Source organism: Enterobacter cloacae complex sp. 309I3, from assembly GCF_050031595.1.
Lineage (GTDB): Bacteria > Pseudomonadota > Gammaproteobacteria > Enterobacterales > Enterobacteriaceae > Enterobacter > Enterobacter cloacae.
The window spans coordinates 3,079,788-3,099,532 of sequence record NZ_JBLGWI010000001.1 but is presented as its reverse complement, the minus strand read 5'-3'; the positions used below and the strand labels follow the sequence as shown (position 1 = coordinate 3,099,532).

Genomic DNA, 19,745 nt, shown 5'->3' with positions numbered 1-19,745 from the left:
TTAAAAGAATGCAGGAAAATCGATCAGTGAGTGAGCCCGCACCTGAGCAGGCTGAGAAATCAACGGCAACGGTGCAGGCGCTGCTGCGCCAGCTGCTGGATATCTATGATGCCAAAACCCTCGCCAGCCAGCTCATGGCACAGGGTGAGGGTCACTGGAGCCCGGCAATCATTAAGAGACTTATCACCAGCGAGCGGGCAGGGCATCGCCTGAGCGACGGCGAGTTTCGTTATCTGCAAACATTGCTTCCGCGTCCTTCCGCCGCCCATCCCCATTATGCCTTCCGCTTTATCGATCTGTTTGCCGGTATCGGGGGCATTCGACACGGATTTGAAGCCATCGGCGGACAGTGCGTCTTCACCAGCGAGTGGAACAAACACGCGGTCCGCACCTATAAAGCCAACTGGTATTGTGACCCGGATGCGCATCAGTTCAACGCGGATATCCGCGATGTCACGCTGAGCCATAAAAGCGGCGTGAGCGATGAAGAGGCGGCAGAGCATATTCGCCAGAACATCCCGGCGCATGACGTACTGCTGGCGGGCTTCCCGTGCCAGCCATTCTCGCTCGCCGGGGTATCGAAGAAAAATGCCCTCGGACGTGCCCACGGTTTTGCCTGCGATACGCAGGGAACCCTGTTTTTTGATGTCGCCCGTATTATCGATGCCCGCCGTCCGGCCATTTTTGTGCTGGAAAACGTCAAGAATTTAAAGAGTCATGACGGCGGTAAAACCTTCCGCATTATTATGCAGACGCTGGATGAGCTGGGCTACGACGTGGCGGACTCCCAGGATATGGGTGCCGATGATCCGAAAATCATTGACGGGAAACACTTCCTGCCCCAGCACCGGGAACGTATTGTGCTGGTCGGGTTCCGCCGCGATCTCAACCTGAAAGGTGATTTTACCCTGCGGGATATCCCGTCGCTCTATCCGGCGCGCCGTCCGTCCGTCGCCGATCTTCTGGAGCCCGCCGTCGACGCGAAATTTATCCTCACCCCGGTGCTGTGGAAGTACCTCTATCGCTATGCCAAAAAGCATCAGGCAAAAGGCAACGGTTTTGGTTTTGGCCTGGTCAACCCGAACGATCCGCACTGTGTCACCCGCACCCTGTCCGCGCGCTATTACAAAGACGGTGCGGAGATCCTGATCGATCGTGGCTGGGACAAAGCGCTGGGCGAGAAAGACTTTGATAACCCTGAGAACCAGCGTCATCGTCCACGTCGCTTAACCCCACGCGAGTGCGCGCGGCTGATGGGGTTTGAGACGCCGCAGGGGTACAGCTTCCGCATTCCGGTCTCTGATACGCAGGCCTACCGACAGTTTGGCAACTCGGTGGTGGTGCCCGCCTTTGCGGCGGTGGCGAAACTGCTGTCCTCACGCATTAAACAGGCGGTTGCCCTGCGCCAGAGTGAGGCCGTCAATGACGGATGTGCACAATAAGGCGACGCGCAGTAAAAACATGCGTGCCATCGGCACGCGTGATACGGCGATTGAGAAACGCCTCGCCGGGCTACTGACTGAGGCAGGCTTTGACTTTCGGGTGCAGGATGCCGCACTTGCCGGGCGTCCTGATTTCGTCATTGATGCCTATAAGTGCATTATCTTTACCCACGGCTGCTTCTGGCACCGTCACGACTGCTACCTGTTTAAAGTCCCGGCGACGCGCACCGATTTCTGGCTGGAGAAGATTGGCAAAAACGTCCAGCGCGATCGGCGGGATATCGCCACGCTTATCGAACAGGGATGGCGGGTGCTGGTGGTGTGGGAGTGTGCGCTACGCGGCAGACTGAAGCTGAACGATCGGGATCTGACCGAACGGCTGGAAGAGTGGATCTGCGGCGGCGGTCAGACCGCGCAGATCGACACTCAGGGCATTCATCCGTTTACGGTTTCTCCACCTGACACGGCACCACCTCAGGCTTAGCGGGCAGCAGGTATTTCCCCAGCGTGACCAGCACCACGGCAAAAACAATTACGCCCAGCGCCAGCCATTCAACCGGCGACAGCGTTTCACCGCCGAGTCCCGTTCCCAGCAGCACGGCCACGACCGGGTTAACGTAGGCGTAGCTGGTGGCGACCGCCGGAGAGACGTTGCGGATGAGGAACATGTACGCATTAATGGCAATGATGGAGCCAAACAGCGCCAGATAACCCACGGCAAGGAAGCCAGACAGATCCGGCATGGTTGTCAGCGTTTCGCCCGTCAGCATGGAGGCAATCAGCAGCACAATGCCTGCGGCAAGCATCTCAATGGCACCCGCCATCATGCCGGACGGCAGCTCAATACGCGAACCATAGACGGAGCCAAACGCCCAGCTCATGGATCCGATAAGGATAATCACGGCCCCCCACGGGTTACCGCTCAGGTTGCCGCCGCTGTTGAGCAGAATGATCCCGGCGAGCCCAATTCCAATCCCCAGCCATTCCAGCTTGCGGGTGCGAATGCCGAAAAGACGGCTAAAGCAGAGCGTGAACAGCGGGACGGTGGCGACCACCACCGCCGCGATACCGGAGGGCACGTTCTGATGTTCAGCGACGGTGACAAAGCCGTTGCCCACGGCCAGCAGCAGCAGGCCAATCAGCGCCGCATTCAGCATCGGGCGCAGCGGGGGGAGTTTATGTCCGCGCAGCAGCAGGAAGGCCATCAGCAGGACGCCAGCCGAGAGAAAACGGATACCCGCCATCATCAGCGGAGGCCAGCTTTCCACCCCAATGCGAATGACGAAGTAGGTTGACCCCCAGATGATATACAGCGAAAAGAGCGCCCCGATGAGCGGTAGTAAGTGCCGAAAACGCATAGTCCCTCACGACGAAATAAAAAGTTCGCTCATAGTAAACGCCAAAACTACCGGGCTGGCGAGCCCTTTAATTGTGTAGTTGCTGTGAAATTTTTGTTGACGCAATGTGCCTGTTTCCGGGTGTGCGGTTTTGTTCCATACTATTCACTTAATTAGCAAAAAAAGAAGGATAGTCATTTTGGCGGGAAGTAGCTTATTAACATTGCTGGACGATATTGCCACCTTGCTGGACGATATTTCCGTTATGGGAAAACTGGCGGCGAAGAAAACAGCAGGGGTTCTGGGGGATGATTTATCGCTAAATGCGCAACAGGTAAGCGGGGTGCGGGCTAACCGTGAGTTGCCGGTAGTATGGGGCGTGGCGAAAGGCTCATTCCTCAACAAGGTGATCCTGGTGCCGCTGGCGCTGCTGATCAGCGCCTTTATCCCCTGGGCGATTACGCCGCTGCTGATGATTGGCGGCGCTTTTTTATGCTTTGAAGGGGTAGAGAAGGTGCTGCACTCCTTCGCCGCGAGGAAGAAGCACGACACGCCAGAAATGCGCCAGCAGCGTCTGGAAGCGCTGGCAGCGCAGGATCCAAAAACCTTCGAACGCGATAAAATCAAGGGCGCCGTTCGTACCGACTTTATTCTGTCGGCGGAGATTGTGGCCATTACCCTGGGTATTGTGTCTGAATCGCCGCTGCTGAATCAGGTGCTGATCCTCTCCGGGATCGCCATTCTGGTGACGGTGGGGGTTTACGGCCTGGTAGGGCTTATCGTTAAACTCGATGACATTGGCCTCTGGCTGGAAGCGAAATCGAGCGCGGTAGCGAAAGGGATCGGTAAAAGCCTGCTGGTGCTCGCCCCGTGGCTGATGAAGAGTCTTTCCGTGGTGGGGACGCTGGCGATGTTCCTTGTCGGCGGTGGGATTGTGGTACACGGTATTGCGCCGCTGCACCATGCGATAGAACATTTTGCTGCACAGCAGGGCGCCGTGGTGGCGGCCATTTTGCCTACGCTGCTTAATCTGGTGCTGGGCTTTATTGTGGGCAGTATCGTGGTCGCCGCAGTGAAGCTGGTTGAAAAGCTGCGCGGTACGGCGCACTAATTGTTACCCGCGCCAGGATGCAAAAAGGCCATTCCTCGTCTAAATTGAAACAGTTTCACCCTGATACAGGAGGCAGGTATGGTCTTTTTGGTCAGTGATGAAGTTAAGCCTAAGAAGGGCGGCCCACGTATGATTGTCACCGGCTATTCCAGCGGAATGGTGGAGTGTCGGTGGCATGACGGTTACAGCATCAAGCGGGAAGCGTTTCGTGAAGATGAGCTTCAGCCGGGTGACGGGCGGCAAAAGCGTGACAAGGCTTAATCACTTAACGCCCGGCCTTGCCGGGCGTTTTTATATCAAGTATCGGGTGTAAGGAAGCGATCAGGGAGTATGTGTGCAGCGTGATACTTTTGTTGTAAGACGAACTTTTCTGCAATGGCTGCATAAGCGTAGCAATCCAGGTGCGATTGTTAATCTCTGTTTTCTGGTGGTACTGGTTTTTTCGACCCTCCTCACCTGGCGTGAAGTGGTGGTGCTGGAAGATGCCTATATCTCAAGCCAGCGCAACCATCTGGAAACGGTGGCCACGTCGCTGGACAGACAGCTTCAGTTCAGCGTGGACAAACTGCTTTTTTTTCGCCAGAGCATGGGCGATGCGCTCCAGACGCCGCTGGCGTTTGATGTCCTGCGTGCAGCGGTGACACGCTTCAATGCAGACCGGTCTCGTCCTTTCTGGCAGCTGGCTGTGGATACAAAACGTACGCTGCCCATCAACGGCGTATCGGATGCCTTTGTTGAAAAGACCACGCTGCTTAATCGCGACGATGAACTTCTCGATAATGAAGTGTCTGCTGCGCTTGAAGTGGGGTATTTGCTCAGGCTGGCCTCACCGGTCATGCGCAGCGAAGAACGGGTGGTCTATGTCTCCCGCGCCGGGTTTTACCTCTCCACGGAGACAGCGACAAAGACTGCCGATATTATCCCTCGCTATTACCACCTGGTGACCCAGCCTTGGTTTACGCAGCAAACGGAACGTAACAACCGTGCGCGCGCGGTGCTGTGGTTTATCACCTCGCCGTCAACCTGGACGGGCAACGAGCGTATGATTACCGCAAGCGTACCCATCTATTTTGACCATTACTGGTACGGCGTGGTGGCGATGGATTTTTCTCTCAATACCATGAAACGGATGCTGGCTGACGCGACGGATGACCACGCCGAGGGTGAATATCAGCTGTATGATACCCGGCTCAATATGATTGCCTCTTCTGAAGCGTCCACAAGCGAGGCCAACCATTTTGATGAGCGTGAAACGGCACAGATTGCGCATGCTATTGAGAACAATACCGGCGGCGGGATCCGGCTCGGCAGCCGTTTTGTCAGCTGGGAGCGGCTCGACCATTTTGACGGGGTTATCCTGCGGGTGCATACCCTGCATGAAGGGGTAAAAGGCGACTTCGGCAGCATCAGTATCGTGCTGGCGCTCCTGTGGGCGCTCTTCACCGCCATGCTGCTGATCTCCTGGCTGGTGATCCGCCGGATGGTCAGCAACATGTACACGCTCCAGCACTCGTTGCAGTGGCAGGCCTGGCATGATCCGCTCACCCGGCTCCATAACCGTGGGGCGCTGTTTGAGCGGGCAAAAGCGCTGGCCGGGCAATGTCAGGCGCAGTCGCTGCCGTTCTCGGTGGTGCAGATCGATCTCGATCATTTTAAAAGCATCAACGACCGCTTCGGCCATCAGGCCGGAGATAAGGTGCTGTCCCATGCGGCGGGGCTGATTGCCAGCGCCCTGCGTAAGAACGACGTTGCCGGGCGCGTGGGCGGGGAAGAGTTTTGCGTGGTCCTGCCGGGTATCGGGCTGGAGGAGGCGAGAGCGGTGGCGGAACGCATACGCTCACGCATCGACAGCAAAGAGCTCCTGGTGAAAAAGAGTACGACGTTGCGTATCAGCGCGTCGATGGGGGTCAGCTGCGCGCAGGAGAAGGGGAATTACGACTTCGAACAACTGCAGTCCATTGCGGATGCCCGGCTGTATCTGGCAAAACAGCGCGGCCGCAACCAGGTGGTCTGGGACGATCACGACAGAAAGTGATCCAGCCCTTCATGCCAGCCCGCCGGTCCTGCTTGCTGCGTGTGATACACCCGGGCAGGGTTATCGTCGCGCAGCGTGATGCCCTGGCGGTTAATGCCCTTGATCACCACCGCGAAGTCGACGCTGTCGAGCAGGGGCGCATCATTCGGACCATCGCCCAGCCCGAGCGTCGTGGGCATGATGCCTTCCTGTTCGCGATACTGCGCAATGAGCCAGTTCACCGCCACGTCCTTACCGCAGCAGGCGTCCAGAATGTGCCAGAAGCGGGCACCCTGCAGGCATTTCAGACCGCGCTGCGCCAGCTCCTCTTCAAACTGCACCATTTTCTCATCGGTGTCGCGCCAGATGAGCGTGACAGAGGCTTCATGTTTACGCGCAAGCGTGGAACGATAGCGGCTCAGCCCCGTCCATTCGCCGATCACCCGGTCATCGACATCGTCAAAGGTGGTGAATTTATACCCTGCCTGCAGGCGGATTTGCTCGATGAACGGGCGAATGTCACGGTGAAGCATTCCCATAGTATGGCGCTGCGCCTTTTCCCAACGGACATCGGGCTGGATGACCGCGCCGTTTTCGGCAATAAAGGGTAACCCCTCGAGGCCCAGATCCTGCTGAATATCCTGCATCTCCGCTGCGGTTTTGCTGCTGCACAGAATGAGCGGTACCTGAAAATCCTGCAGCTTATCCAGCCAGGGCATTGCCGGCTGCCAGGCGTAGGTATGAATATCCAGCAACGAACCATCCAGGTCGGAAAAAACCAGCAGGGTGTCCTGCAGGGAAGGCCGTGCAGCTTCCGATTGCGAATAGCGCTTCATCTAAGAATATTCCTAAAAAAATAGGACTGTCGGAAGGGAAACGTGCGGAACCGATCCCGCCAAACCCGCATTCGACGTACCTTGCTGCTCATAACAAAAATTCACGTTTAAAAAATATAATATTCGCCACGAGAATATATGCTTGTCAGGCAAAATCGTTGAGGATAGTGTTTCGACTACATCAGATTTCCTGGTGTAACGAATTTTCAAGTGCTTCTTGCATAAGCAAGTTTGATCCCGGCCATCCCCATGACCGGGATTTTTTTCGCCCTAACGATTCGCTTCAGACACGCTAAAGTCATGGATATCAAGCTCGAAGGCCTCGGCCAGTTCACGGTAGGTGTGATAATCCCTGCCGTTAACAATGACCCGGTCAGAGTTGTCATCCGTACGACGAACTTCTGACTCACTGATCTCATTGATGGCGGCCAACAGGGCATCGACATCCACTTCGACCTCGCGTTTGATGGTGTCGCTGTACTCTTTATCGGTCTTCATTTCGGGGTCCTCATTCAACCGTGTCCAACATTGATTATAGACTGAACACAAAAACGCCATTCGCGCGCCGTGGCGATGTGTGATTTTGCGTTTTGTTCTACACTGGCTCAAAACCACAGGAGGAACGTATGAAGGTTAACGATCGGGTTACTGTCAAAACGGACGGTGGACCGCGCCGCCCGGGGGTGGTACTGGCAATTGAAGAGTTTAGTGAAGGTACAATGTATCTGGTATCACTGGAAGACTACCCGCTCGGCATCTGGTTCTTTAACGAACTGGGGCATCCGGATGGCATCTTTGTGGAGAAAGCGGAGTAATACAGCGTCGGGTGCCCGGGTGCGTGCCCGACAGCGCCCGTAAAAGCAAAAATCTCTGGCCAGGCCAGAGATCGTGTAGGGTACTCAAGGTCTTATGCAACTAACGCATGTTGACGAAAATCCCGTTCGTCACATTATCGGTCAGGCGGACAACGTGGTAGATCACTTGCTTATTATGGGTTTTAATCTTCCTTTTAATATTTCCTTTATGTGACGAAACGGTTTTCGCTTTAATATTCATCTGGTCTGAAATTTGAATCGTTCCTTGCCCGGCCATCCACATTCGCAGCATGCTTGATTCAGTTCTGCTTAATGATAGGGTGGGTAAGTTAACCGCTCCTACATTCTTAACTTCCTTATTCAAATAATCCCCCAGAATGTCATCCAGCGACTCTGGTTTTATCGATTTAGAACTGATCAATAAATTTTTACGGACCAACAAATACTCATCGAAATGGATATTTGCGATCGCCATAAAAACAATAAACAGGGTTTTAGGATGCTGATTAATGATTTGCTTAATGTGCTGACTGTTGGCTGGATCGTGAATGAAACAGTCCTCATTAATAAACACCACGCCTGGTTTGAGTTCATCACAAGCGGCTGCGAGCTCCTCAACGGTGTGTGCGTCGTTGATGTCTCTCTTTCTTACCCCTCTGCTTGCCAGATACCCGGTTAACCCTAGCCGGGTGTAGCTGCATAAATCCATAATGATCGTTGACATGGCATACCCTCACTCAATGCGTAACGATAATTCACCATCTGCCTGAGAGCTCATAAACAGCCATACGGGATGGAAAAAATTAATAAACCTGTGAGCATGACAAAGACTTTCAGGCGGACTCACTATCCCGTAAAGTTACGTATAATTTGCCAGGAATCATCTTAAAGTAAAGTAAATATTAAGTATTGTGAGGTGGTTAGAAACAATTAAACCGCGTCAGATATATCCTGGAAGATGTTTTTCGTGTTTTATTTTAGGAATATCCTCAGAAAGACAATATCAACTGTGAGGACTATTATTTACGTGGCAGCTCGCTGACAATATCCGCTAAGAGGTTGAATATCTCGCCGAATAAATGCTCACAGAAGGGGGCGATAAGTGGCATTAGCAATGACATTAATAAAATTCCCACCGTCAGCGTCAGCGGAAAACCAATGACGAACACCGACAGCTGCGGGGCCATGCGGTTGAGTAAACCCAACGCCAGGTTCACGGTCAGGAGCAGGGTGATGATCGGCAGCGCCAGCATCAATCCGTTGAGGAACACCAGCCCGGCGGCGCGGGTGAGTGCCAGGAACGCATTGCTGTTAACCGGGTTTTCCCCAATCGGCAACGTGTGGAAGGTGTCCACCAGCATGGAGATGAGCCACAGATGGCCGTTAAACGACAGGAAAAGCAGCATCGCCAGCATATCGATAATGCGCGCCAGCACCGGCATGTTGAGGTGGCTGCCGGGGTCGACAAACGTGGCGAACGATAGCCCCATCTGCAGGCCGATCAGTTCCCCGGCGGTGCGCACGGCCGCAAAGGCCAGCTGCATGGTAAAACCAACCGCGACGCCAATCAGAATTTGCTGCAACGCCACCCATACCGCATTGGCCGAGAAGATCGGAATATTCACCGGAGGCAGGGAAGGGGCAACGATGATGGTGATGATGATGCCCAGCCCCACTTTGACCCGCTTCGGGATCGCTTTCTCGCTCAGAATCGGGGCGGTGGTGATCAGCGCCAGGATGCGCAGCATGGGCCAGAAATAGACCCCAAGCCACTGAATCCACTGGTCGCTGGTAAAATGGAGCATCGTCGCGTCAGCCGATGATGTACGGCAGATTGGTAAACAGGTTACGCATGTAGTCCAGCAGCAGATTGAGCATCCACGGCCCGGCAACAATGATTGCCACGAACACGGCGATGATTTTCGGAATGAACGAGAGCGTCATTTCGTTAATCTGCGTGGCGGCCTGCAGAATACTGATGATCAGACCGGTCACCAGGGCGACAAGCAGCAGCGGCGCGGCAACGGCAATCGCGATTTTCATCGCTTCCGTGCCCATCATCATGACCGATTCTGGCGTCATTGCGCGCTCCTCAACTGTAGAAACTCTGCGCCAGCGAACTGACCAGCAGCTGCCAGCCGTCGACCAGCACAAAGAGCATGATCTTAAAGGGCAGGGCAATGGTGGCTGGCGGTACCATCATCATACCGAGCGCCATCAGTACGCTGGCGATCACCAGGTCGATAATCAGGAACGGAATAAAGATGGTAAAGCCAATCTGGAAGGCGGTTTTCAGCTCGCTGGTGACGTACGCAGGCAGCAGTATGCGCATCGGCACGGCTTCCGGGCCCTGCAGCTCCCCGGTGTTGGAAAGGCGGGCAAAGAGGGCCAGATCCGCTTCGCGCGTCTGGCGCAGCATGAATTCACGCAGCGGCTGAGCGCCTTTCTCCAGCGCCTCCTGCATGGAGATTTTATCTTCACTGAACGGCTGGTAGGCGTCGGTATAAATCTTATCGATCACCGGCGACATAATAAAAAAGGTCAAAAACAGGGCCAGGCCCAGCAGCACCTGGTTTGGCGGCGCGGACGGGGTACCCAGCGCGTTTCGCAGCAGGCCAAAGACAATGATGATGCGGGTAAAGCTGGTCATCATCAGCAGGATCGCCGGAATAAAGGTCAGCGAGGTGATGAACACCAGCGTCTGAACCGGGAGCGACCAGCTTTGTCCGCCGCCCGCCAGAGGGGTTGAAACCAGACCGGGCAGTTGCGCATAAACCGCAGGAGCAAACAGGCCAACGCTCGCGAGCGTCAGGGATAACAAACGGCGCATCAGGATCTCCCGGAACGCTTAAGCAAACTCTTCATGACGGACTGGAAATCCGCAGGGGCTTCTGCACGCTCATCACTGATAGCAGGGGCTGGCGGCAGTTTATGTAAAACGTTGACGTTTGACGCGGTGACGCCCAGCACCAGCCGTGCGTCCTCAACGTCTACGATGACCACGCGCTCGCGTGGCCCCAGTGTTGTACTGGCGCTGACCTTCAGACCGCGAGTCCCGGCGGTTTTACCCGCCAGGCCAAAACGCTTCGCCAGCCAGGCGGCGATAAGAATAAAGGCAATAATACCGAGCAACGCACCGCTCACCTGGAGCAGCGGTGAGCCGGGAACGGCAGAAGGTTGTGATACTGTTGCCTGGGTTTTCATTCTTAACGGCTCAGACGACGCATGCGCTCAGACGGGGTAATGATGTCGGTGATACGCACGCCATATTTATCGGCCACGACCACCACTTCACCCTGAGCAATCAGATACCCGTTGATCAGGATATCCAGCGGCTCACCGGCCAGACCGTCGAGGGCCACGACGGAACCCTGCGTCAGACGCAGCAGCTCTTTAATGGTCATGCGGGTGCGACCCAGCTCAACGGTCAGCTTAACCGGGATATCCATAATCAGGTCGATGTCCTGCAGCGTACCGCTGACATCACCGCCGCCTAACTGCTGGAAGACGGCATCCGCTGCACTTTTGGCCGGGGTCGCTTTTTGCTCGTTTAACGCGTCAGCCCACAGATCGTCCAGTGCTCCGCTGTTTTCATCGGACGGATTGTTCATGTCACTCATTTGGGCTGTTCCTCATTCAGCGAATTCAAAATCGGGTTGATCAAGTGCTCAACGCGTAACGCATACTGGCCGTTAATTGTGCCGTACTGACTTGTCAGCACGGGGACACCATCCACATGGGCAATAATGCGGTCGGGTTTTTCTATCGGCAAAACGTCACCGGGTTGTAATTTCAGGATCTGGGATAACCGCAGCGGAATATCGGCAAAGCTCGCCACCAGCTCAAGCTGTGAATGCTGGACCTGGCGCACCAGGTTTTCACGCCAGTTCTGATCTTCATGACGTGAGTTCTCCAGCGGCGGGTTGACCAGCAGCTCGCGCAGCGGTTCGATCATGCTGAACGGCAGGCAGATGTTGAACTCGCCGGTCAGGTTACCGATCTCCACGTGGAATGGCGTGTTGACGACGATGTCGTTCGGAGAGGTGGTGATATTGGTAAATTTCACCTGCATCTCAGAACGCACATACTCCACTTCCAGCGGATTAATGGCCTTCCACGCGTCGCTGTATGACTCCAGCGCCAGCTTCAGCATGCGGTTAATGACGCGCTGTTCGGTGTGGGTGAATTCACGACCTTCTACTTTGGTCGGGAAGCGCCCGTCGCCGCCGAACAGGTTATCCACCGCAATAAACACCAGGCTTGGGGAAAACACCACCAGACCTGTGCCGCGCAGCGGTTTCAGATGGATCAGGTTAAGGTTGGTTGGCACCGGCAGGTTGCGGGCAAACTCATGATACGGCTGAATGCGGATCGCACCGACCGTAATATCCGGGCTACGACGCAGCAGGTTAAACAGCCCCATACGGAACTGACGTGCAAAACGTTCGTTAATGATCTCCAGCGCCTGCAGACGTTCACGTACCACGCGACGCTGGGTATTCGGGTCATAGGGACGAATATCGCTATCGCCGCCAATGCCCGGTTGCGGATCATCACTCTTATCGCTGTCGCCGTTGAGCAGCGCATCGATTTCTGCCTGAGAAAGAATACTGTCGCCCATGTCGTTACCGCAGAATAAAGGCTGTATACAGAACGTCAGTGACTTCCTGCTTAGGTTGGCCGTTCACCAGCGGGGTCGCCAGCGTTTGCTTAATAGCGTCGACCAGCTTTTGCTTACCTTCATCGGTGGCAAGCGTTGAAGCGTCCTGACGAGAGAACAGCAGCAGCAGACGGCTGCGCACTTCCGGAAGGTAATCGTTCAGTCGGGAACGGGTGGCTTCATCTTTCAGGCGCAGCGTGATGCCGACATACAGCACACGATCCGCATCACCGAGGTTGACGGTGAAGGTATCCAGCGGGAAGAACACCGGTGCCGGCGGAGGTGGCAGTTCGGCTTTGGCCGCAGCAGTAGAAGGTTTCTGCTGCATGCGCCAGTAACTATAGCCCGCGGTAGCGCAGGCGGCGAGCGTGATTAACACCAGCAGCGGGATCCAGATGGAACGCTTACTTTTTTTGGTGATCGCGGAGTCAGTCATCTGATACGAGCTTCCTGTTTCGGTACAGCTTAATATGGTGATTATCCCGTGTCCGGCTGACGTCAAAGCGTGGAAAAGACGGGGATAATCACGCTACCTCTGGCGTTTAGGCGAAGATGTCTACGGCGCGGTTACCGCTCGCAGCGGATTGCAGGGCTGCCGGGGTCGGCAGTAACTCATCGCTCTCTTCAGTAAATCCGCCATGTTGGCCGGAACGCGACGCCTGCTGTTGCTGCTGGGACGAAGACTGCTGCTGCCCGGCAAAGCTCTCGCTGCTGACGCTACTTTGCGTAAGCTGAATGCCGTTTTCCGCCAGTGACGTACGCAGTACCGGCAGGGCGGCTTCCAGTGCGGCACGCACGTGGCCGTGTGCAGACACCATCTGCAGCTGCGCCTGGTCATTATCCAGCTTCAGCGAAATGTGCACCTGGCCCAGATCTTCCGGGTTCAGGCGCAACTCTGCGGTTTGCTGTCCTTGCTTCGCAAACAGCGTGATGTGCTGGCTCAGGTTCTGTTGCCATTCGTGGGTGCCGAGCGGCTGACTCAACACCGGTGCGGTGGCAACGGTTGCGGCAGGCTGCGCGGTGGCGTGGCTGGAGACAATCGGCGCCAGGGTGGCGGTTGGTGTTGAAGACGAAGACGCGCTGGCAAGATCCTGTTTCTCGGCCGCGACGGCGAGCGCTGGCGTCGCCGGTGCGTTGGCCGGCAGGGACGGATCAACGTTTTGCGCCTGCCCGGCGAAAGACGGCTGCGCGTTATCCTTGCCTGTCAGGGCGCTGCCCAGTGCGTGTGCAGACGTGCCGTTTTGCGTAAGCGTCGTGGCGGTCAGGGCTGACGTTGCTTTGAGTCCCTCACTGCCCGCGCCTTTCGCCGTGACCGGCGTGGAGGTCTGCTGGTGCGGCAGCATGGCCATCAGCGCGCTTAAGCCCGCCAGCTCTTCTTCGCTCAGTTCGGTTTTGCTGTTATCGGCGCTATTCGCCGTGGTCAACGTCTTCAGGGCATCGCCCTTAGCGGCAGGCATCAGCCCGGAGACCAGCGTTTGCAGCGGCGTCGTCTGCGCCGTTTCATCGCCAGCCTGCGTGGATTGACGCGCGAGCAGATCGGCAATTTTCGCCTGCAGGGTGGACTCTCCCCCGGCGTCCTTCGCGACCTTTGACAGCTTGCTGCCAGCCGCCTTCAGGTCGGCCAGCGTCAGCGGCGCATCTTTGCCCTGACCGCTGGCGTCCGTTAACGCGCCCGCCAGCAGAGAAAGAAAGTCTTGCGCACCGTCGGTGCCTTTCCCCGTTTGCATGCCGCCTGACAGGTCGCTGTCGGTCATCAGCAGTTGTTGCAGTGTGATCATTCCGGTTTCCTCATTGATGCGCGCTGGGCAAACTCATCCATTTTTTTCTGATCCTGGCGGTTTTCCGCCAGCGTCGCCGCGGCAATCTGCCGGTCCTGTAAGGTCTGCCAGGCCTGCAGTCGCTGCTTCTTCTCGCGCCAGAAATTCAGCGCGGTGTCGACTTTTTGGGTCCATTGCTGAAGCTGCTGGCGATGCTGTTCTATCGCCTTCTCCAGCGTCTGAATAAACTGCTGATAGTTAATCCAGCGCTGGCTTCCAATGCCCTGTGTCATATCGGTATTGAGGTTGGTGCGATACTCATGCTGATAGTCGATTAACATCTTCAACTGCTCTTCAGCCTGCTGGCACCCGCGTCGCATTGCGCCAAGCTGCAATGCGGCATCATCAACTTCTTTTTCAGCCAGATCTTTCAGCGTTGATAACGCGCTGTTTTGCGCCATGATCGTCGCCCTCCACCTGTGTTACACCTGCGGGAAAATCAGCTCCAGAGCCTGAATCGAATCTTCCCAGTCGGCACGTTCAAATATGCCTTGTTGCAAAAATGCCTCCAGCTGCGGCCACAGGCTAATCGCTTTGTCGAGCATGGGATCGCTACCTTTGGCATACGCCCCCACGCTCACCAGGTCGCGGTTGCGCTGGAAGCTGGAGAGCAGTTGTTTGAAGTTACGCACGCGGGCGTAGTGCTTCTCGGTAATCAGTGCCGTCATTGCGCGGCTGATGGATGCTTCAATATCAATGGCCGGATAGTGTCCGGCTTCGGCCAGGCGACGCGATAACACAATATGACCGTCGAGGATCGCCCGCGCGGAGTCGGCAATCGGGTCCTGCTGGTCGTCGCCTTCGGTCAGCACCGTATAAAACGCGGTAATGGAGCCACCGCCGCTAATGCCGTTCCCTGCGCGTTCAACCAGCGCCGGGAGTTTGGCAAAGACCGACGGCGGATAGCCTTTGGTGGCCGGTGGCTCACCGATGGCCAGCGCGATTTCACGCTGCGCCATCGCGTAACGGGTCAGAGAGTCCATGATCAGCAGCACGTGCTGGCCGCGGTCACGGAAATCTTCGGCGATGCGGGTGGCATACGCGGCACCCTGCATACGCAGCAGCGGGGAGACATCCGCCGGGGCGGCGATGACCACCGAACGGGCGCGGCCTTCCGCACCCAGAATGTTTTCAATGAAGTCTTTAACTTCGCGGCCACGTTCACCGATTAGCCCCACGACGATCACATCGGCCTGGGTGTAACGGGCCATCATGCCGAGCAGGACCGATTTACCCACCCCTGAACCGGCGAACAGACCCATACGCTGGCCGCGACCGACGGTCAGCAGGGCGTTGATCGGGCGCACACCGGTATCAAGAACATGTTCGATCGGGGTACGCTGCAGGGGGTTAAACGGTTGGGTGATCAGCGCGCCGGTTTCGGTGGTGTCCGGGGCGGGCAGGCCGTCGAGCGGTTTACCGCTGCCGTCCAGCACGCGGCCCAGCAGGGCAGGGCCGAGCGGGAGCTGCTTGCCGCTTTGCAGACCATCGCCGATGATGTTTTTCGCATAGACGCGCGCGCCGGGCAGAATGCCTTCCACCTCTTCAAGCGGCATCAGGAAAAGACGCTGGCCGTTAAAGCCCACCACTTCGCTTTCCACTTCTCGCGTTTCCTGCCCATCCTGGCGCTCGATCACGCAGGTGGCCCCCAAAGGCAACTGCAGGCCGGTGGCTTCCAGCACCAGACCGGTGGCGCGGGTCAGGCGCCCATAACGACGAACAGATGGCAGTTGCGCCATCTTCGTTTCAAAGTTATCGAGCGTGTTGAGCCAGCGAGTGAGGCGTGCGGTCATCAGACGACTCCCGGAGCCGCCAGGCGGCACAGTTCCTGCCAGCGGGTGGCGACGCTGGCATCCAGATCGCCTTCATCGGCGGAGACTTTGCATCCGCCGTGATGTAACGACGGGTCACCGCGCAGACGCCAGCCGTGCAGGCTCAGCGTGGCACCGAGACTCTCTTCCACGCGCTGGAGATCGTCCGGATGAACGCGCAGCTGCGGTTTCCCGCTGAACAACGGCTCTTGCTGCAGCAGGCCCTGAATTTGTTTGATCAGCGCTGAATTATCGACCGCCGGGGTCTGGCCAATCACCTGACGGGCCGCTTCCAGCGCCATCTGCATCAACCGGGAAGCAATCACGCTGTCCAGCGCATCCAGGGTGTGCTGGAACTCGCTGACCAGCTGCTGCATACGGGCATGGAGAGGCGCCTGCTGCTGGCGCGCCTGCTCAATACCCTGTTCTAACCCTTTCGCCAGACCTTCCTGATAACCCTGGTCATGGCCTTTCTGTCGGCCTTCATTCAGACCTGCATTAAAACCCTGCTCATGCGCCTGCATTTGTAACTGCGCCAGCATCTGCGTGCGCTGTTCTTCTTCGCTCAGTTCAGGCGCCTCGACGTCGGTGTCGCCCTCCTCGGGCGACGCTACGACAGCCGGGGTGAATTCAGAGAGGGCAGGGGCCAGATCGTCAGGCGTCCAGCGCTTCCACGGTAGCTCATTAGACATAGGTGTCGTCTCCGCTGCCAATTACCATCTCGCCGGTTTCTGCCAGACGACGAACGATGAGCAGGATCGCTTTCTGTTCGTTTTCCACCTGAGACAGACGCACCGGGCCACGGTTGGCAAGGTCGTCGCGCAGGATATCTGCCGCACGCTGGGACATGTTGCGCAGGAACTTCTCGCGCAGCGGCTGTTCGGCACCTTTGAGGGCGATAAGCAGCGACTCGGAGTCCACTTCCTGGAGCAGGCGCTGGATGCTGCGGTCGTCCACTTCGACCAGGTTTTCGAACAGGAACATCTCGTCGATAATTTTCTGCGCCAGCTCGCCGTCGAATTCGCGAACCGCCGTAATAACGGCTTCTTCCTGCTGTGTTTTCATCAGGTTGATGATTTCCGCCGCCGTTCTCACGCCGCCCATTTTGCTGCGCTTGAGGTTCTGGCCGTCGAGCAGGTTGTTCAGCACTTCGGTCAGCTCCGCCAGCGCCGCTGGCTGGACACCGCCGAAGGTGGCGATACGCAGCATCACATCGTGACGCAGGCGCTCTTCGAACAGCGCCAGAATATCGGCTGCCTGACCACGTTTGAGGTGAACCAGGATGGTGGCGATAATCTGCGGGTGCTCGTCGCGAATAAGGTCGGCGGCACTCTGCGGCTCCATAAAGTTGAGCGTTTCGATCCCGCTGGCGGTATCGCGCGTTTCGAGAATGTCCTCCAGCAGGCTGGCGGCACGCTCTTCGCCCAGCGCCTTGACCAGCACGGAGCGCAGATAGTCGTTGGCGTTGACGTTGAGCGCTGCAAACTGTTCGGCTTCTTGCTCAAACTCCGACAACACTTCGGTCAGCTGTTTGTTGGAGATCTGACGCACGTTGGCCATGGCCGCACTCAGAATTTGTACTTCTCGCTGGGAGAGGTGTTTAAACACCTCTGCCGCACGATCTTCGCCAATGGTCATCAGCAGGATGACGCTTTTATCGGTGCCCGTAAGCGTATTACTCATGTTCGTTACCCATCCACTGGCGGATGACCAGCGCCACGACGCGCGGATCGTTATCTGACATTTCGCGAATGCGCTGGCTCATGACCTCAGCACCCATGCGCTGGTTAGCACGACGCTGCTGCATCTGTTCGTCTTTGCTGAGGCGGACTTCAACCGCTTCTTCCACTTCCTGACGCGCGTTCATCTGTTCGCGAGCCGCTTTCTCGGCTTCTGCACGACGTTGCAACTGAGGACGAACGCCCTTACGCCACAGCAGCCAGGCGACAATCAGCACCAGCAGCCAGCGTCCTGCAGACATCAGCTGATCGATAAACGCCTGCTGTTGCCAGAACGGCAGCTCACCGCCGGTCTCATCTACCGGGTTAAACGGTGAATTCACCACGTTGAGGCTATCGCCACGCTTCTCGGAGTAACCCATCGCTTCACGGGTCAGGTCTTCGATCTGCTTCATCTGCTCTGCCGTCAGCGGCAGCGGTTTGCCATTCGGCAGCGTTTTGTAGTTCACCACGACGGCCACCGACAGACGCTGAATATCACCCACGTTCAGTTTCGTGTGGCGGATAGTCCGATCCACTTCATAGTTGGTGGTTTCGTTACGGCTGCTGGTACGTGGACCGGCATTGCTGGCCGTCGAGGTTGTGGTCTGCTGATTTTGCTGACCGTTCTGCTGATTAGCCGGCGGCGTGGAAATAGGGGCCGCGTTAGCCGGGGCAGGCTGGTTAGAGAGTGCGCCCGGCACGCCGCCTGGGTATGCACCGCCAACCTGTTCGTTTTCGTTAACCTGGCGAGAGCGCATCACTGCCTGAGCCGGATCGCCGTTCGGGCGGTACTGCTCTTCGGTCTGTTCTTTATTAGAGAAGTCGATCTGCGCGGTAACCTGGGCATGGACGTTGCTGTTACCCACAACCGGGCCGAGGATCGCTTCGATGCGGCGCTGGAGGCGCGCTTCCACATCGGCGGCATATTTCAGCTGCGCGTCATTCAGATCGCGTCCGGCGGTATTGCTTTGGGTCAGCAGGTGACCACTCTGGTCAACCAGCGTGACGTTACCCGGCGGTAAACCGGCGACGGCGCTGGAAACTAAATGTGTAACCGCGCTGATTTGCCCTTCATCCAGCGCCCGGCCGGGTTCAAGGTTGACAGTAACGGAAGCCGACGGGGATTTCTGTTCGCGGACAAACAGGGACGGTTTAGGCATGGCAAGGTGCACGCGGGCGCTCTTCACCGGGCCTAATGTTTCAATCGTGCGGGCCAATTCACCTTCCAGCGCACGCTGGTAGTTCACCTGTTCGCTGAACTGGCTGATACCGAACTTTTCCTGATCCAGCAGTTCAAAACCCACCGCGCCGCCCTTCGGCAGGCCCTGCTGCGCCAGACGCAGACGGAGTTCATGGACTTTATCTGCCGGTACCTCAAGCGCACCCCCGTTATCGGCGAAGCGATAAGGGATGTTCATTTGAGTCAGTTGGGTGACGATGGCGCCGCCATCCTGATCGGAAAGGTTGCTGTAAAGCGTGCGGTAATCAGGACTTTTCGCCCACAACACCATCGCTACAAGGATCGCAATTGCGGCAGCGCCTGCCACGATCAACGGGATTTTAGGATTCGCGCGAAGGCGGTTCATCCACTCGAGTGATTTATTCTGCGGCGCTGTCGATGCTGCTGCACTCATTGCGCACCTCTTAAATCCTGGTGGTTTACGTTATTCGTGTAGAGAAACAAAACTGACTCCCGGGTCGGCAAACACGACAAAAGTTCCATATTGATGGCCCAGCCATTATTTGATGATTCGTGATTTTCTATGGGCCAAATAACCTGGTTTTTTATCGCTATTTACCGCCATTATCTTATTGACAAGCTGTTAGTCTTGACCGCGTAAAAAACCATCCAGGGGAGAGTCATGGCTATACAGGGTATTGAAGGGGTTATCAGTCAGCTGCAGGCAACCGCGATGACGGCCCGTAATCAGAATGTGGCAGAACAGCAGCCGACCATCAGCTTTGCCGGGCAACTGCATGCTGCGCTCGACCGTATCAGCGATACCCAGACCGCCGCGCGTACCCAGGCCGAGAAGTTCACCCTCGGTGAACCTGGCGTGGCGCTGAACGATGTGATGACCGATTTGCAAAAAGCCTCGGTCTCTCTGCAGATGGGGATCCAGGTGCGTAATAAGCTGGTGTCTGCGTATCAGGAAGTGATGGGGATGCAGGTCTAAGACC

23 protein-coding genes and 1 pseudogene are annotated in these 19,745 nt (G+C 56.7%); 7 read left to right on the top strand and 17 right to left on the bottom strand.

Going from position 1 to position 19,745, the window contains the following annotated elements:
• The first annotated feature begins 26 nt into the window (after positions 1–26).
• Complete coding sequence (locus tag ACQG22_RS14765; protein ID WP_062728806.1) at positions 27–1,442, top strand: DNA cytosine methyltransferase; 1,416 nt, start codon at positions 27–29, stop codon at positions 1,440–1,442.
• The gene (locus ACQG22_RS14760; protein ID WP_095452742.1) at positions 1,423–1,926 is read left to right on the top strand and encodes a very short patch repair endonuclease; all 504 of its coding nucleotides are present in this window, start codon (positions 1,423–1,425) and stop codon (positions 1,924–1,926) included. Before ACQG22_RS14765 ends, ACQG22_RS14760 begins: the two co-directional genes overlap by 20 nt.
• On the opposite strand, the gene yedA is transcribed toward ACQG22_RS14760, so the two are convergent.
• Complete coding sequence (gene yedA / locus ACQG22_RS14755; protein WP_013097747.1) at positions 1,886–2,800, bottom strand: drug/metabolite exporter YedA; 915 nt, start codon at positions 2,798–2,800, stop codon at positions 1,886–1,888. The two genes, ACQG22_RS14760 and yedA, sit on opposite strands and share 41 nt — an antisense overlap.
• Before the next feature lie 169 nt (positions 2,801–2,969).
• Between yedA and ACQG22_RS14750 the strand changes: the two genes are divergently transcribed.
• The 3 genes from ACQG22_RS14750 (at position 2,970) to dgcQ (ending at position 5,925) form a co-directional block, all read left to right on the top strand.
• Positions 2,970–3,890: a DUF808 domain-containing protein gene (locus ACQG22_RS14750; protein ID WP_170955159.1), complete on the top strand. Its 921-nt coding sequence runs from the start codon at positions 2,970–2,972 to the stop codon at positions 3,888–3,890.
• Positions 3,891–3,968: 78 nt separating this feature from the next.
• Positions 3,969–4,151: a YodC family protein gene (locus tag ACQG22_RS14745; RefSeq protein WP_013097745.1), complete on the top strand. Its 183-nt coding sequence runs from the start codon at positions 3,969–3,971 to the stop codon at positions 4,149–4,151.
• A gap of 73 nt (positions 4,152–4,224) precedes the next feature.
• On the top strand, positions 4,225–5,925 hold the full coding sequence (dgcQ, locus tag ACQG22_RS14740) for a cellulose biosynthesis regulator diguanylate cyclase DgcQ (RefSeq protein ID WP_336340024.1): 1,701 nt from the start codon (positions 4,225–4,227) through the stop codon (positions 5,923–5,925).
• Here the strand turns inward: dgcQ and ACQG22_RS14735 are convergent.
• Together ACQG22_RS14735 and yodD are read right to left on the bottom strand one after the other, a co-directional pair.
• On the bottom strand, positions 5,910–6,740 hold the full coding sequence (locus ACQG22_RS14735) for a mannosyl-3-phosphoglycerate phosphatase-related protein (protein WP_336340025.1): 831 nt from the start codon (positions 6,738–6,740) through the stop codon (positions 5,910–5,912). The genes dgcQ and ACQG22_RS14735 overlap by 16 nt on opposite strands.
• 270 nt (positions 6,741–7,010) lie before the next feature.
• On the bottom strand, positions 7,011–7,238 hold the full coding sequence (gene yodD, locus ACQG22_RS14730) for a YodD family peroxide/acid resistance protein (RefSeq protein ID WP_013097742.1): 228 nt from the start codon (positions 7,236–7,238) through the stop codon (positions 7,011–7,013).
• A gap of 128 nt (positions 7,239–7,366) precedes the next feature.
• Here yodD and dsrB point away from each other — a divergent pair, with 128 nt between their 5' ends.
• Positions 7,367–7,555 carry a protein DsrB gene (gene dsrB, locus ACQG22_RS14725; protein WP_013097741.1) on the top strand — a complete coding sequence of 63 codons (189 nt, stop codon included), beginning with the start codon at positions 7,367–7,369 and terminating at the stop codon, positions 7,553–7,555.
• 100 nt (positions 7,556–7,655) lie between these two features.
• On the opposite strand, the gene rcsA is transcribed toward dsrB, so the two are convergent.
• From rcsA to fliF, 14 genes and pseudogenes are all read right to left on the bottom strand, one after another.
• Complete coding sequence (gene rcsA, locus ACQG22_RS14720) at positions 7,656–8,279, bottom strand: transcriptional regulator RcsA (RefSeq protein ID WP_013097740.1); 624 nt, start codon at positions 8,277–8,279, stop codon at positions 7,656–7,658.
• A gap of 279 nt (positions 8,280–8,558) precedes the next feature.
• A pseudogene (fliR, locus tag ACQG22_RS14715) lies at positions 8,559–9,360 on the bottom strand (flagellar biosynthetic protein FliR).
• Between the two features lie 7 nt (positions 9,361–9,367).
• Entirely contained in the window at positions 9,368–9,637 is a 270-nt protein-coding gene (gene fliQ, locus ACQG22_RS14710) for a flagellar biosynthesis protein FliQ (RefSeq protein WP_008500315.1), read from the bottom strand.
• 10 nt (positions 9,638–9,647) lie between these two features.
• Positions 9,648–10,385, bottom strand: coding sequence for a flagellar type III secretion system pore protein FliP (fliP, locus tag ACQG22_RS14705; RefSeq protein WP_369706973.1), 738 nt, complete (start codon positions 10,383–10,385; stop codon positions 9,648–9,650).
• Positions 10,385–10,759 (bottom strand): flagellar biosynthetic protein FliO, encoded by a 375-nt coding sequence (gene fliO, locus ACQG22_RS14700; RefSeq protein ID WP_013097737.1) that lies wholly within the window; start codon positions 10,757–10,759, stop codon positions 10,385–10,387. Before fliO ends, fliP begins: the two co-directional genes overlap by 1 nt.
• A 2-nt stretch (positions 10,760–10,761) precedes the next feature.
• Positions 10,762–11,175, bottom strand: coding sequence for a flagellar motor switch protein FliN (fliN, locus tag ACQG22_RS14695; protein WP_008500318.1), 414 nt, complete (start codon positions 11,173–11,175; stop codon positions 10,762–10,764).
• The gene (fliM, locus tag ACQG22_RS14690; protein ID WP_013097736.1) at positions 11,172–12,176 is read right to left on the bottom strand and encodes a flagellar motor switch protein FliM; all 1,005 of its coding nucleotides are present in this window, start codon (positions 12,174–12,176) and stop codon (positions 11,172–11,174) included. Before fliM ends, fliN begins: the two co-directional genes overlap by 4 nt.
• 4 nt (positions 12,177–12,180) lie before the next feature.
• Positions 12,181–12,651: a flagellar basal body-associated protein FliL gene (gene fliL, locus ACQG22_RS14685; protein WP_014832480.1), complete on the bottom strand. Its 471-nt coding sequence runs from the start codon at positions 12,649–12,651 to the stop codon at positions 12,181–12,183.
• A 106-nt stretch (positions 12,652–12,757) separates the two neighbouring features.
• Positions 12,758–13,993, bottom strand: a complete 1,236-nt coding sequence (gene fliK, locus ACQG22_RS14680; RefSeq protein ID WP_045903213.1) for a flagellar hook length control protein FliK — start codon at positions 13,991–13,993, stop codon at positions 12,758–12,760.
• A complete protein-coding gene (gene fliJ, locus ACQG22_RS14675) occupies positions 13,990–14,433 on the bottom strand; it encodes a flagellar export protein FliJ (RefSeq protein ID WP_013097733.1) in 444 nt (147 codons plus the stop codon). Before fliJ ends, fliK begins: the two co-directional genes overlap by 4 nt.
• Positions 14,434–14,454: 21 nt before the next feature.
• Positions 14,455–15,825: a flagellar protein export ATPase FliI gene (gene fliI, locus ACQG22_RS14670; protein WP_013097732.1), complete on the bottom strand. Its 1,371-nt coding sequence runs from the start codon at positions 15,823–15,825 to the stop codon at positions 14,455–14,457.
• Positions 15,825–16,535 carry a flagellar assembly protein FliH gene (gene fliH, locus ACQG22_RS14665; protein WP_013097731.1) on the bottom strand — a complete coding sequence of 237 codons (711 nt, stop codon included), beginning with the start codon at positions 16,533–16,535 and terminating at the stop codon, positions 15,825–15,827. The genes fliI and fliH overlap by 1 nt, the downstream gene beginning before the upstream one ends.
• On the bottom strand, positions 16,528–17,526 hold the full coding sequence (gene fliG / locus ACQG22_RS14660) for a flagellar motor switch protein FliG (RefSeq protein WP_008500327.1): 999 nt from the start codon (positions 17,524–17,526) through the stop codon (positions 16,528–16,530). The genes fliH and fliG overlap by 8 nt, the downstream gene beginning before the upstream one ends.
• Complete coding sequence (gene fliF, locus ACQG22_RS14655; RefSeq protein WP_023619799.1) at positions 17,519–19,198, bottom strand: flagellar basal-body MS-ring/collar protein FliF; 1,680 nt, start codon at positions 19,196–19,198, stop codon at positions 17,519–17,521. Before fliF ends, fliG begins: the two co-directional genes overlap by 8 nt.
• Positions 19,199–19,426: 228 nt before the next feature.
• On the opposite strand from fliF, the gene fliE reads away from it, so the two are divergent.
• Positions 19,427–19,741: a flagellar hook-basal body complex protein FliE gene (gene fliE, locus ACQG22_RS14650; RefSeq protein ID WP_013097729.1), complete on the top strand. Its 315-nt coding sequence runs from the start codon at positions 19,427–19,429 to the stop codon at positions 19,739–19,741.
• Positions 19,742–19,745: the final 4 nt, after the last annotated feature.